Source organism: Maricaulis salignorans (assembly GCF_900103475.1).
Taxonomy (GTDB): domain Bacteria; phylum Pseudomonadota; class Alphaproteobacteria; order Caulobacterales; family Maricaulaceae; genus Maricaulis; species Maricaulis salignorans.
In genome coordinates this window covers 67,279-80,050 of record NZ_FNHG01000015.1, presented here as the reverse complement: position 1 = coordinate 80,050, position 12,772 = coordinate 67,279, and the positions used below count along the sequence as shown (strand labels likewise).

At 63.5% G+C, this 12,772-nt stretch carries 11 protein-coding genes; 3 read left to right on the top strand and 8 right to left on the bottom strand.

Translation table 11 applies throughout. The annotated features are described in order from the left end of the window. The coding region (locus tag BLT42_RS11610) for a transposase (RefSeq protein ID WP_143024128.1) at positions 1 to 336 on the top strand (336 nt) is incomplete at its 5' end. 12 nt (positions 337 to 348) lie between these two features. On the opposite strand, the gene rnd is transcribed toward BLT42_RS11610, so the two are convergent. From rnd to BLT42_RS11585, 5 genes are all read right to left on the bottom strand, one after another. Then, positions 349 to 1,515 carry a ribonuclease D gene (gene rnd / locus BLT42_RS11605; RefSeq protein ID WP_091770950.1) on the bottom strand — a complete coding sequence of 389 codons (1,167 nt, stop codon included), beginning with the start codon at positions 1,513 to 1,515 and terminating at the stop codon, positions 349 to 351. 37 nt (positions 1,516 to 1,552) lie between these two features. Beyond that, entirely contained in the window at positions 1,553 to 2,869 is a 1,317-nt protein-coding gene (locus BLT42_RS11600; RefSeq protein ID WP_091770948.1) for an MFS transporter, read from the bottom strand. Beyond that, positions 2,866 to 3,573, bottom strand: coding sequence for a lysophospholipid acyltransferase family protein (locus BLT42_RS11595; protein ID WP_091770946.1), 708 nt, complete (start codon positions 3,571 to 3,573; stop codon positions 2,866 to 2,868). Before BLT42_RS11595 ends, BLT42_RS11600 begins: the two co-directional genes overlap by 4 nt. A gap of 61 nt (positions 3,574 to 3,634) precedes the next feature. Continuing rightward, the gene (locus BLT42_RS11590) at positions 3,635 to 4,387 is read right to left on the bottom strand and encodes a lysophospholipid acyltransferase family protein (RefSeq protein WP_091770944.1); all 753 of its coding nucleotides are present in this window, start codon (positions 4,385 to 4,387) and stop codon (positions 3,635 to 3,637) included. 43 nt (positions 4,388 to 4,430) lie between these two features. After that, on the bottom strand, positions 4,431 to 5,057 hold the full coding sequence (locus BLT42_RS11585; RefSeq protein WP_176780343.1) for a TetR/AcrR family transcriptional regulator: 627 nt from the start codon (positions 5,055 to 5,057) through the stop codon (positions 4,431 to 4,433). A 264-nt stretch (positions 5,058 to 5,321) separates the two neighbouring features. Here BLT42_RS11585 and BLT42_RS11580 point away from each other — a divergent pair, with 264 nt between their 5' ends. Next, positions 5,322 to 5,696 carry a hypothetical protein gene (locus BLT42_RS11580; protein ID WP_091770940.1) on the top strand — a complete coding sequence of 125 codons (375 nt, stop codon included), beginning with the start codon at positions 5,322 to 5,324 and terminating at the stop codon, positions 5,694 to 5,696. A gap of 213 nt (positions 5,697 to 5,909) precedes the next feature. Next, positions 5,910 to 7,727, top strand: coding sequence for an aspartate--tRNA ligase (gene aspS, locus BLT42_RS11575; protein ID WP_091770968.1), 1,818 nt, complete (start codon positions 5,910 to 5,912; stop codon positions 7,725 to 7,727). An 81-nt stretch (positions 7,728 to 7,808) separates the two neighbouring features. Here the strand turns inward: aspS and BLT42_RS11570 are convergent, their stop codons facing one another. From BLT42_RS11570 to BLT42_RS11560, 3 genes are all read right to left on the bottom strand, one after another. Further along, positions 7,809 to 9,083, bottom strand: coding sequence for a pentapeptide repeat-containing protein (locus BLT42_RS11570; protein ID WP_091770938.1), 1,275 nt, complete (start codon positions 9,081 to 9,083; stop codon positions 7,809 to 7,811). A gap of 89 nt (positions 9,084 to 9,172) precedes the next feature. Beyond that, positions 9,173 to 9,661 carry a pentapeptide repeat-containing protein gene (locus tag BLT42_RS11565; protein ID WP_091770936.1) on the bottom strand — a complete coding sequence of 163 codons (489 nt, stop codon included), beginning with the start codon at positions 9,659 to 9,661 and terminating at the stop codon, positions 9,173 to 9,175. A 50-nt stretch (positions 9,662 to 9,711) separates the two neighbouring features. Continuing rightward, positions 9,712 to 12,696 carry a TSCPD domain-containing protein gene (locus BLT42_RS11560; protein WP_091770934.1) on the bottom strand — a complete coding sequence of 995 codons (2,985 nt, stop codon included), beginning with the start codon at positions 12,694 to 12,696 and terminating at the stop codon, positions 9,712 to 9,714. Between the last annotated feature and the right edge of the window lie 76 nt (positions 12,697 to 12,772).

The window sequence follows — 12,772 nt, the reverse complement described above, 5'->3', positions numbered from 1 at the left end:
CAGGCCTCGGACAAAACGATTGCGCCCCAACTCCTCGGTGCCTTGCCGCCCGGATGTGTGATCGCCGACCGAGGTTATGACAGCATGGCGCTCGTGAATTTTGTCCGGGACCGCGGCGGCGAGGCGCATATCCCCACCCAGAGCCGGGTTCGCATCCAGCGCAGCGTCCCTCCGAGCCTTTACCGTCAGCGCAATCTGGTCGAGCGCTTCTTCTGCAAACTCAAACAGTTCCGCCGCATCGCCACACGCTTCGAAAAACACGCCGACAATTTCATGGCCGCCCTCGCGCTCGCCTCAGCCCGAATTTGGATGCGCGCAATTGAGTCCACGCCCTAGGCCGGCATCGGCCTATTTACCCTTGTCGCCGACCGGACGCGCGGCGACCTTGCCATCCTCGAGCACCAGCGCGATCTCGCCGCGCTTGAGACCCATGGCCGGTTCGCCAAAGACTTCTCGGCGCCAGCCCCGCATGGCCGGGACATCGGGCGTGTCGCTACAGGCGATTTTCTCGAGATCCGGGGCGGTTGCGATCAGGCGTGAGGCGACACCGGCCTCGTCGGCGACCAGTTTGAGATAGACTTTGAGCAGCTCGATGGTCGGGCCAATGCCTTGCGGTGTCGGGGCAGGCTTTTCGACCTTGGGCGCGTAGGCCTCTGGATTGGCCATCGCCGCCTTCATGTCGGCATAAAGCCGTTCAGCCGGACGCGAGCGCTCGAAACCCTTGGGTACGGCGCGCAGGCCCTGCATCTGGCCTTCCTCGGTCGGTGCCAGGGTTGCGATTTCGTATAGCGCATCATCCTTCATGACGCGCTGGCGCGGCATGTCGCGGGTCTGGGCCTCGCGTTCGCGCCAGGCGGCAGCCGCGCGCAGGGCGGCGAGCCATTTGGGATGGGTCTTGCGCAGTTTCAGGCGTTTCCACGAGTCTTCCGGATCCATGCGATAGGTGTCCGGACTGGTCAGGATCGCCATCTCGTCCTCGACCCAGGCGGTGCGGTTTTTCCGCTCGAGGCGCTCGCGCATAATGGGATACATGTCGCGTAAATGCGTCACATCGGCCATGGCATAGGTGAGCTGATTGTCCGAAAGTGGCCGGCGCGACCAGTCGGTGAAGCGCGAACCCTTGTCGACCGGGCGTTTGAGTAGGGTCTGGACCAGATTGTCATAGGCGATCGAGTCGCCCAGGCCGATCGCCATCGCGGCGACCTGGCTGTCAAACATCGGCGCCGGGATCAGCCCGTCGCCAAGATTGTAGAAAATCTCGAGATCCTGGCGCGCGGCGTGGAAGACTTTCATCACCCGCTCATCGACCATCAGTTCCCAGAAGGGCTCCAGATCGATGCCTTCAGCCAGCGGGTCGATGATGACTTCGGTGTCACCGCCGGCGGCCTGGATCAGGCACAGGGCGGGCCAATAGACCGTCTCGCGCATGAATTCTGTATCGACGGCCACATGTTCGGCCTGGAGGAGGGCATCGCAGGCCCGGGCGAGTTGGTCTGTTGTCGTGATAATGTTCATGCCTTGGCCCTTTAGCGCCTGCGTTGCGATTTGACCATCAGGAAGGCGCACTTGCCGGCTTGCGGCGCAGCGCCAGACGCCAGCCGATGACCGCCGCGGCCAGCAGGCTTCCGGCCGCAATGAGCAGGAAGGCGGTCTGGATCGGCAGATGGCCCAGGGCAATGAAGGCGAGGGTGAACTGGCCCAGCGTCGCGGTTGCCGCATTCATGATTCCGCCGGCGGCCAGCAGGCGCCCGCGCATTTCCGGCGCCGCCCGACGCTGTGCCATCGCCTGCAGGGGGACGACGAACAGGCCTGCGGAGACGGCGGCGAAGCCGAGATCGGCCAGCAGGCGCCAATTCGTTGGATCGGCGAGGAATGCATTGGCGCCGATCAGGGGGGCACCGTGCGGGACGATTGGATTGGACCAGGTGGCCAGGGCGACATCACTGGTGAAAACGACCAGGCCGATCGCGCCGGCGATTGAGAAGCTCAGGGCATCCCCCTTGCCGCTGAGCGCGCCGCACAACAGCGCACCGACAGCCGCGCCCATTGTGAACAGGGCGCTGAACAGCAGTACCACGGTCGCGTCGGCACCGAGCACCGAGGCAGTGAAGACCGGCATCAGGGTGATGATTGAGGCGGCAAGCATCCAGAACCAGGCGGCACCGAGCAGCGGGCGCAGTACTTCGGGGGCCTTGAGGGCATAGCCGAGAACCCGGAAAGTTTCGGCGATGAAGTTGAAGGTCACGGGCAGGTCGCGATTGGCGGCTTCCACGCGCGGCAATTGTCGCGCCGAGAGCCAGCCGAGAATCGCGATGATGACCAGGCCGGCACCGATGATTTCCGGGCCCAGCGGCCGCACGGCAAGCCAGGTACCCAGTGCAACGCCCATCAGTATGGAGACGTTGAGAAAGCCGCTCAGCAGGGCATTGGCCGGGACCAGCTCGTGCGGCGCCAGCAATGAGGGCAGGGCGGAATTCTTGGCCGGGGTGAAGAAGGCCGATTGTGTGCCCATCAGGAAGAGGGTTGGAAGAAGCAGCAAGGGCTGACGCAGGAAGAGGGCGAGCGCCGCCAGCAGCATGATCCATATCTCGATCTGCTTGGTGACGCGCATGATGCAGGTGCGGTCATATTTGTCCGCCAGGCGTCCGGCGATCGCGGAAAAGAGAAAGATCGGCAAGGTGATCATCGAGGCCGCGATCGGAACCAGGATATCGCGTTCCAGGCCGAACAGGCTCAGCCCGCTATAGGTGACCATGGTCACCAGCGCATAGCGGAAGAGATTGTCATTGAGCGAACCCAGGCACTGGGCGAGCAACAGGGGCAGGAAACGCCGCTGGGTGATCAGTTGGGCTGCAATCTTGGCACTCATGATCGTCCCTCCGTTTCGAGTTCACGGCTTCGCGTCTCGATCACTGTCTGCAAGCGCTGCATGAAGATTTCGCGCGGCAGGCCGGGCGGAATCGGTTCGAGAAATTCAATGACGGCGGGTCCGGGATATTTCGCCCATTCCTCTTCAGGCCATCGCAGGCCCAGATTGGTCGCGACCGGTACAACGCTCCGGCCGAGTTCCGCATAGAGCATGTAGACGCCCTTGCGGTAACGCCGGGTTACGCCGACTGCGGCCATACCGCCTTCCGGATAAATTAGTACGGGGCGATGGTCATCCGCGATCCGGTTTATGCTTTCCTGCAGTGCCCCCTGGGCGCGGGCATGGCCCTGGGCATCGACCATGGTGGCGCCGGCGCGCTGGACGATCCGGTCGACCAGCGGGAATTTTTCGATCCCGTTGCCAATCACGAAATTCAGATCGCCCGCGACAGCCATCATCAGCGGGCCGTCGGCATAGGCCTGGTGTTTTGCGGCGATGATTACTGGTTCGCCGCGCGGCGCCTCGCCGCGCACCTCGACGGAAATGCCGGCCACCCAGCGCATGCAGAAGCGGGTCGCATGACCATAGGCGATGATGACGGCCATGAGGGGTTCGCGGCGCGGCAACCAGGCCGCGCCATAGCAAATCAGCGCAAACAGAGCCGACAGGCCCCAGAACAGGGTATTGAAAACCAGCGATCGCATCGCTTTGCTCCTGCTATTGGTTGCTCAATTAAACCAAGCGTTTATGCGGGGTTGGGTCGGATCAGGCTGCTTGATCGGGATGAAAGACCGATTCTGCCGGGCGGGCCGAATATTCAGCTTCCAGCGCCCGCGAGCGGGCTTCGACCCGGGTTTCCAGCTCAGCGAGAAATCCGTCGCGATCAGGGCTGGGTGCCATGGGTTCGAGGAATTCGATGACGGCGATGCCCGAAAATTTGGTCCATTTCTGTTGCGGCCAGCACTGTCCCAGATTGGTGGCCACCGGCACGACCGGACGGTCCAGCTGTGAGGACAGCAACCAGGCGCCCGAGCGGTAACGCATGCCGGTGCCGACCGGGGTCAAATGGCCTTCCGGGTAGATCAGGATCGGACGCGCACGGCCTTCACCCTGGGAGCGTGCCACACCGTCATGCAGGCTGGCCTTCGCTTCGGCGCCGCCCTGGTTGGACACCACGATGGCACCGCACCGCTTGAGGACCCAACCGATCAGCGGATAGTTCAGCATATGGTCGCCGCAGATGAAATTGACGTCGCCGCACTTGGCCATCATCACGAGACCATCGCCCCAGGACTGGTGTTTGGCGGCGAGGATGACGGGCTGGTTCTTCGGCGGCGTGCCGCGCACTTCGACCCGGATTCCGCAAATCCAGCGCATCAGCAACACGGTCAATCGCGCATAGGAGCGGATCCCGTGCATTAGTATCCGGCGATCCGGCAGCAGCGCCAGGATGGCGCAGACCACCGCATAGATGGCCGAGATCGAGTAATAGGCGATATTGAAGATAAGCGAGCGCATGATGATCTCCGAAACTTGGGGCGAAAGGGCCCGGGCAGGGGGCTCAGGCAGCCCGCAGGACCGCCATGATGGCGGTCGTGAAAACCGGGATGAGTTCGGTCATGGGTTGCTGGATGCGGCCGAAAATCCGGTACTCCGCCGGCTGCATCACGAGACCGAGGGCCATGGCGGCGGCCAGTTCCGGATCGCCGGACGGGATTTCACCGCTGGCCATGGCGGCGGTGACGCGCGCGCTCATCACATCTGACGGATTGGCACCGCCATCGCCGGAAGCGGCGAGGAAGTAGTTGCGATGCGTCAGGTGATAGGTGAATTGCGCCGGATCATTTTCGGCCAGTTCGCAATAGGCGGTGACGACGGCGCGCACGGTGTCTTCCAGGCTGGCATCGGGCCGGATATTGGCGTCGACGAGTTGCAGCAGGTGTGCATGGATCGCCTCGAACATCAGCCGGGCGAGTTCGTCCTTGCTCTTGAAGTGGCGATACATCGCCCCGTCTGAAATCGTGCAAGCCTGGGCGATCTGCTTGATCGAGACCCCGTCCATGCCGTGACGCGCAAACAATTGCAGCGCGGCGCGCTCGATGCGGGCCTTGGTCGTGCCCCGCGGTGCCGTCACACCGATATTCGGGTCGGCGCCTTCAAACAGGTCTTCTCTCAGTTTCCCGGTCATTGATTTATCCCCGTGCGACATGGAAGTAAGTGTTCATTCACATGCTGTTTGTCACGGCCCCCGAAGGGATGCAAGTGAATAGTTACTTACATATGCGAAATTCGACGCATTGGCCCTCTCTGGTGTGTGTGTTGACCTTGCCAGTCTGCCGAGAGCAGGCGCATGGTGAATCGCCCTGAAAGAGGGCGCGAACCCCGCGTCATCACCTGTCAGGGCAGTTACACGGGGCGTGAGCCCCAATGGTCATCCAGGAGAGAGACCCCCATGAATAAGTTCGTTTTGGCCATGATGGCAGTGTCGAGCCTCAGCTTGCTCGGGACCGCAGCATTCGCCATCGACCACCACATGGCCGGCGAGGCCGCCGCGCCAAACCATGAAGCCTGCATGGCGCTGTATGACGGCATGATGGCCGATGTCGCTGAAGGCGACCGCGCCGCGCACGATGCCGTTCTGGCCAATCTCGACGACGCGACCCGCGCCAGCTTTGATGCCTGCCACGACATCATCCATGCCGAGCACCATCCCGATGACGCCGAAGCCGAGACCCATGCCGACCATCATGCTGACGAGGCACCAGCCACCGAAGACATGACGCATGGCGAGCATGAAATGCACGAAACTGCCCAGCCTCAGGAATAGGTCTGGCCGGTCTGAATGACGAAGGCGGCACCGGTTTCCGGTGCCGCCTTTTGTTTTGAGGGCAGGCGTGGGCTCAGTCACTCGCGGCGTGGAGATTTTCGTGTGTGCGCCTTGTCACAACTGCACCATTTCCCCCCAAATCCTTGACATTGAGGCCTCGCCACAGGCATGTCGCGGCAACTCCATTCACGCTCATTGCGGACCTTGAAAACCATGCACGCTTATCGCTCCCATACCTGTGGCCAGCTTCGCCCGAGTGAAGTCGGTCAGACGGCCCGGATTTCCGGCTGGATCCATCGCAAGCGCGATCATGGTGGTCTGCTCTTCATCGATCTGCGCGACCATTACGGCATCACCCAGTGCGTGCTTGAGCCGGAAAGCGAGCATTTCGAGCGGCTCGAGCGCTTGCGCGTTGAAAGCGTCGTGACCATTACCGGCGATGTCGTGGCCCGCGACGCCGAGGCGCTCAATGAAAACCTGCCGACCGGCGGGATTGAAGTGCGGGTTCGTGATCTCGCCGTGCAGTCGGAAGCGGAGGAGCTGCCGCTGCCCGTCTTTGGTGAGCCGGACTGGTCCGAAGAGGTTCGCCTGAAACACCGCTATATCGATCTGCGCCGCGAAAGCCTGCACAAGCGTATCGTGCTGCGCTCGAAGATTATCGACTCGATCCGCCGCCGCATGGTCGATGAGGATTTCGTCGAATACCAGACGCCGATCCTGACCGCCTCCTCGCCGGAAGGCGCGCGCGATTTCCTCGTGCCGTCACGTCTGCATCCGGGCAAGTTCTACGCCCTGCCGCAGGCACCGCAGCAGTTCAAACAGCTGATCATGGTCTCCGGCTTCGACCGCTATTTCCAGATCGCGCCATGCTTCCGCGATGAAGATGCCCGCGCCGACCGCGCGCCGGGTGAATTCTACCAGCTCGACATGGAAATGAGCTTCGCGACCCAGGAAGACGTGTTCAATGTCATCGAGCCGGTTCTCAAAGGCCTGTTCGACGAGTTCGCCGATGGCCGCACCGTGCCGAATACGGCTTTCGAGCGCGTCACCTATGCCGACTCCATGGCCTGGTATGGCTCTGACAAGCCGGACCTGCGCAATCCGATCAAGATGAGCGATGTCACCGAGACCTTCCGCGGGTCCGGTTTCAAGGTCTTTGCCGGCATGATCGAGAAGAATCCGAAAGTCGCCGTCTGGGCGATCCCGGCGCCGACCGGCGGCAGCCGTGCCTTTTGTGACCGGATGAATTCCTGGGCCCAGAAAGATGGTCAGCCCGGTATGGGCTATATCTTCTGGCGCGAGACCGATGGCGTGCTCGAGGCCGCTGGCCCGGTCGCCAAGAATATCGGCGAGGAACGCACCGAAGCCCTGCGGGTTTCGCTCGATCTGAAGGCCGGCGATGCCGTCTTCTTCGCCGCCGGCGAGCCGAAAGCCTTTGCCAGCTTTGCAGGCCGTGCCCGCGATGTCGTCGGCAAGGAACTCGATCTTTGCGAGAAGAACGTCTTCAAATTCTGCTGGATCGTCGATTTCCCGATGTATGAGTGGGATGAAGACAACAAGAAGATCGATTTCTCGCACAACCCCTTCTCCATGCCGCAAATGTCTGCCGAGGAGTTCCTGGCGATCGAGGAGGGCGATGATGAAACCCTGCTCGGCCTCAAGGCCTTCCAGTATGATATTGTCTGCAACGGCATCGAACTCTCCTCCGGCGCGGTGCGTAACCACCGCCCCGATGTGATGCTGAAAGCCTTCGCCCATGCCGGCTATGACGCCGCCACGGTGGAAGAGGAATTCGGCGGCATGCTCAATGCTTTCCGTTATGGCGCGCCGCCGCACGCCGGTATCGCACCGGGCGTCGACCGGATCGTGATGATCCTGGCTGGCGTCGATAACTTACGCGAAATCGTGATGTTCCCGAAAGATCAGCAGGCCCGCGATCTGATGATGAACGCCCCGGCCGAGGTCGAGATGAAGCAATTGCGCGAGCTTCACATTCGCAATGTGATCCCGGAAGCCAAGAAGACCAGCTAGGCCGGCTGGCTCGCACCAGAATGACAAACGGCCGGAGAGCAATCTCCGGCCGTTTTTGTTCAAGGCGCCTTTCGCCGGTCTCTAGTGATCCGGCTGCGGCGGTGGCGGCGGTGCCGGGGGCACGGTATCGGGGGCAGGCGTCAGCCAGATCCGGTGTTCGTCATTGCCGTTGAGTTCGAACATCATTCTTTCCTCGCGCTGCGCGTCTTCCACGCGTCGCTCGATCTCGGCTCTCTCGGCTTCGGCATGCGCTTCGATGCGGGCGTGTGCCCGCGCTTCAGACCTGGCTTCGGTTCTGGCGCGCTCAGCCTCCGCTCGCGCGGCCTGTTGCTCCAGCTGGGCCCGCCGGATGTCCCGGGCCGCGCGCTCAATATCGCGCCGGGTTGCCGCCGCGACATCACGCAGGGAGTCCTCGTCAAAGCCCCCGCCGCGGGTATGCGTGATCGCGCCATTGCCAGACAGAAGTTCGACAATGCGCCCATCATCGGCCTCGAGACGGATGGTGGCCGCAGAATCGCCGCCGCGGCTGACGCGCCAGCCGAACCGGAAGCCATCGCCATTATTCGGCTCCCGGTGGGAACGCTGGCTGCAGGCCGGCAATTCGAAACCGCCATCCAGCAGCGTGGCCTCATCGCCGCAGGCGTCGCGGATGGAGTCCTTCGACAGCCCGGTAATATCGGTAATCACAGCGGCGGTGAAGTTGACGCCATGCAGATTCGCGCCGGTGAAGTTGACGCCATCGAGCACCGCATTCTCAAAGCTCGCTCCGCGCAGGTCGGCATTGTGAAAACTGGTGCCCTCGCCCCTGGTCTCGGTGAAATTGGCACCGCGCAGCGAAGCGCCACGGAAATTGGTATCGCTGATGCGCGAGCGGAAGAAATTGGCCTGGCTGAGCACAGCATCGGCAAAGACCGCGTCTTCCAGTGAGCTGCCGATAAAGGTCGCGAACGCCATTTGCGTCTCGGAGAAGTTTGCGTCCTCCAGCGAGGCGGCGGAGAAGTTGACGCGCTCGATATGGCTGCCGGTGAAGTCGGCATCGCTCATGTCAGCGCGCAGGAAGGTGACGCCACTGAGCCGGGCATGGGTCAATCTGGTGTTGGTGAACTCGGTATCGGTAAAGCGGCTCTCGACAATCGTCGTGCCGCCGAGCTCTGAATCCGCAAAGGTTGAGCCCTGGAAATTCGCACCAATGAAAATCGCACCGGCGAGATTCTTGTCCGAGAAATCACAGGATTCGCACTCACCGCCGATGGCGAGTCCGCGCCTCGGGTGATCATCGCCCAAGGCCCAGGTGGGCTGAGTGCCGATCAGGAGGCTCAACAGGGCGAGGGCCGATATGGTGGCGGGGTTCCGCATGGGTTCAGGGATAAAGCACGATCCAGCTGGTGACGACTTAAATCACAGTAATCCCACCGTCATCACCGGTCGAGGGTGACGGTCACTCTCTAGCGGCAGGGCCGCACATGTAGTCCGGCCGGCAGCAGGGTCGATGCGTCGCCGCAGGCGCCATTGAGCTGGCTCTGGGTCAGGCCGGTCGCCGTGGTCATCTCGGCGCCGGAAATATTGGCGCCGCTCAACTGGGCACCGCTCAGATTGGCGCTCCCGAAATAGGCACCGACCAGGGTGGCGCCGGTGAGATCGGCATTGCGGAAGCTGGCGCTGGTGAAGCGCGCCCCGAACAGATTGGCCAGCGAGAGGTTTGTATTGTCGAAATTGGCCCGGTTCATCGTCGACAGGGCCAGATTGGCCTGGCGCAGCCGCGATCCGGAGACATCAATCCCGGGCAGGTCGCGATAGCCGAGTTCGGCCTGGAAAAGATTGCAGCCCGGGCAGGATTGCCCCGCCTGGACACGGGCAATCTGCGACGCATCCTGGGCGTATGCCGCGGCGGATGCCGACAGAAAGATCGCAATGACAGCCAGAATTCGTTTCATAATGAGGCGCTCCGAGCCAGAGACCGAGGCCGATGCAAATGGCGCGCCGGTCAGTCCGAGGTCCAGTTACAGGCATCACACCGGTGCGAATTCTCGTTGTGGACCACAGTGAAATGGCCGCAATCCGGGCAGGGGTCACCGGAATAGAGACTGACATCCTGGCGCTTGGAACCGCGCGATGCGGGTTCGGAGGCCTGGAGCTCGATTTCGCCGACATCGCCAGGGCCGGCCTGACCGCTGGCGACCTTGCGCGCGGCATTGGCAAACATCACGATATTGTCGGGCACCTGGCCACGGCTGAAGCCCCTGGAGATGAAGCGCGCGGCATCGGTCTGCGAGAGTTTCTCCTCGGCGACACCCTTGCCGAGCCCGCCCTGGTCGGCATTGTCTGGCGAAAGCTCGGCCAGGTCCTCTCGTCCGAGATAGGACACGCCCAGCTCGCGGAAGAGATAGTCCAGGATCGAGGTCGCGTGCTGGATTGAGTCATTGCCGGTGACATCGCCGGCTGGCTCGAAGCGGGTGAAGACGAAGGCGTCGACGAATTCCTCGAGCGGGACGCCATATTGCAGTCCGATCGAGATCGCGATGGCGAAATTATTCATCAACGAGCGGAAAGCCGCACCTTCCTTGTGCATGTCGATGAAGATCTCGCCGAGCTCGCCATCATCGAATTCGCCGGTATGGAGATAGACTTTGTGGCCACCCACAGTGGCTTTCTGGATATAGCCCTTGCGCCGGTCGGGCAGTTTGCGCCGCGCCGCCGGCTGTTCGACCACGCGCTCGACCGTGCGCTCCACGGTGCGCTCGACAATACGTTCCCTGGCAGGTTCAGCAGTGTAATCGCCCTTGTCGAAATCGATCGCCGGCAGGAGGTCGAGCAGGCCGGACCGGGTCCGGCGCAAAGTCAATTGTCGCAGGCCCAGACCCGCTGCCTGGTCGATCATGGCTGCGACATCATCAATCGTGCTCTCGCCATCGAGCGCCAATTGCGTGTCCACGCCGCCATTGATCTGGCTTTCCAGCGCGGCACTTAGGGCCAGCTGGTCCGGCGCCGTCGCCGGCGCAAAGACGCTGCGCCATTCCAGCGGCAGGTCGATGGCATCGTCGAGCGTTCCACTGCCATGGGCATGGCGGTCAGCGGCGGCGATCTCAGCCTCGGAAAAGCCCAGCGCCCGGGCCAGGGAGCGGCCCTCGGCTGCGATGACATCGCTCGGCAGCCCCAATTGTTCGCGGCAGACCCGATCGCCCAGCGTCCAGCGATTGAGGGCGTAGCGTACGGCGGTACCGTCGCCGATGGCATCTTCAACCCGCTCAATGGCATCGTCCGGCAGGCCGCGTTCCTGCAGCGCTGCCACGGAGATCCCCGGTGCCCCGCGCAACGTGCCGTGGCCGGCCGCATGATCCTCGGCGATCTCGATCTCGGTTGCGCTGGCGCCGAGCCGTCGCAATCCGTTGCGCAGGCAATCGCGCAGGCGATGGCCGCCGGAAATGCCGCTATCGGCGATGATGGCAGTCTCGACCGGGGCAATGCCATGGCTGTCAGTGTCAAACAGACCGGCGATCGCGGCGTCCGGGGCGGCACAGGTCAGGGTCAGACCAGGGCGGGCGAGGGCGGTGCGCGGCAGGAAACGGTTTGAGACCCGATCCAGCTCGTCGGCCAGGCCGGCGAAGGGGGCGGGCAGAACGCCGGCTTCCGGCTCAGGGCCGAGTCCGGGGGCCTGGGCTCCAAGTTCGCTTCCGGTTTCACGCAGGCACAGGCTGGCCAGGCGCCCAATCGCGGCGGCGATCGCGCATGCCTCGCGGCTGCCATAGGCGATGCCGCCGGCGCTCAGCAATGCGCCAAGTCCGGTCAGATTGAGCGTGCCGGCACTGTCGGCCGTGCGTGCCGTGCTCAGCGTCAGGGCCTGCGACCAGAGCCGCAGGGCATCGCCCAGCAGGTCGGCGCGAAATCCGGCTTGCGGATCCAGGAAGGCGGGCAGGTTGATGTGCAGGGCCGGGCCGCTGGTGGCGGGGCAGGCCTGGAAAGCCAGGGAGGGCGCGCCGAAGCTCCAGACTGTGCGGGCAATATTGTCGCGAAATTCCCGGGCGCGGACGCTGCTGCGGCCAGCATCATCATCGCTGCCGAACTGCCAGTCCTCATCGGCCTCGATCGCCCGGCCGAGGGCGGCGGGGAATTGCAGGATGCTTTCGGGACGGTTTTCTGTCTGCGGTTGCAGCTCTGTCAGTGCGTCTTCGGCGACACCTTGCCGGGCCAGGGCGAGCGCACGTTCAACGGCCTCCTCCGCCACCCCGTCGCGCAAGGCGGCGCGCATGGCGCGGGCCAGAGCGGCATTGCGGCGCGGGTCAAAACGGTCATCGGCCTCGCCGGAGCATCGATGGCAAGCCTGGGCGATGGCATCAAGCCGGTCGCGGGTGACGCGGGCGCCGACATCGAGCACGCCGTCGCGCATCGAGGCTTCTGCGACAGCGCGTAACTGCGTCGGGGCAGCGGCGCTGCCGGCGTGGATGAGTCCGGCTTGCCGCGCCGGCGTGGCCGGCGGGACTGCCAGACCATAGGCCCAGTCAATGCCGCCATGCCGGCAGAGCTCAGCATCGGGAATGACATAGCGTCCGCGCAGGCTGGCGGCGAGTTCGGCATGAAAAACCGGTGCGTCGTCGGGATTGTCCAGGCCGCCATGGCGCGCGACCGACCAGGTCAGCGATCCGGCGATCCGGGCGATGACGGCGTCATAGCCGCTTTCTGTTGCCAGCTCGTTGCCTTCGGCGAGCTGGGGCGAAAGACCGCCGAAGGCCTGCAGGCCGGGGCGCGGCCTGGTCGAGGCGGGGCGGGGGGAATCAAGCAGGTCGGCGAGCGCATGGGTCGCGGCCGGACTCCAGTCCTGCGGTACCGTAATCGGGCGGGCGACCGCGTCGCCTGGAACCGTGCCGGGGCCATCCGAGACCTGGTCATCCAAAGTTCCGGCGACGCGAGGCGCGAAGGCATGGCGATCACCAGCGGCAGCCAGCGCTTCGGCAAAGCGACGATTGAGTTTCATATTCCCACCCTCTGGTCCCCGAATCGCCCGGAGTTGGCATCAGTCTACCTTGCGTGGCCGCGCGTCATAACCCCGC

What these genes read in the sequence shown, in the direction of transcription:
- BLT42_RS11560 (WP_091770934.1), bottom strand. Translation starts at nt 12,696, where the DNA reads ATGAAACTCAATCGTCGCTTTGCCGAAGCGCTGGCTGCCGCTGGTGAT.
- BLT42_RS11580 (WP_091770940.1), top strand. Translation starts at nt 5,322, where the DNA reads ATGAATAAGTTCGTTTTGGCCATGATGGCAGTGTCGAGCCTCAGCTTG.
- aspS (WP_091770968.1), top strand. Translation starts at nt 5,910, where the DNA reads ATGCACGCTTATCGCTCCCATACCTGTGGCCAGCTTCGCCCGAGTGAA.
- BLT42_RS11570 (WP_091770938.1), bottom strand. Translation starts at nt 9,083, where the DNA reads ATGCGGAACCCCGCCACCATATCGGCCCTCGCCCTGTTGAGCCTCCTG.
- BLT42_RS11590 (WP_091770944.1), bottom strand. Translation starts at nt 4,387, where the DNA reads ATGCGCTCGCTTATCTTCAATATCGCCTATTACTCGATCTCGGCCATC.
- BLT42_RS11585 (WP_176780343.1), bottom strand. Translation starts at nt 5,057, where the DNA reads ATGACCGGGAAACTGAGAGAAGACCTGTTTGAAGGCGCCGACCCGAAT.
- rnd (WP_091770950.1), bottom strand. Translation starts at nt 1,515, where the DNA reads ATGAACATTATCACGACAACAGACCAACTCGCCCGGGCCTGCGATGCC.
- BLT42_RS11565 (WP_091770936.1), bottom strand. Translation starts at nt 9,661, where the DNA reads ATGAAACGAATTCTGGCTGTCATTGCGATCTTTCTGTCGGCATCCGCC.
- BLT42_RS11600 (WP_091770948.1), bottom strand. Translation starts at nt 2,869, where the DNA reads ATGAGTGCCAAGATTGCAGCCCAACTGATCACCCAGCGGCGTTTCCTG.
- BLT42_RS11595 (WP_091770946.1), bottom strand. Translation starts at nt 3,573, where the DNA reads ATGCGATCGCTGGTTTTCAATACCCTGTTCTGGGGCCTGTCGGCTCTG.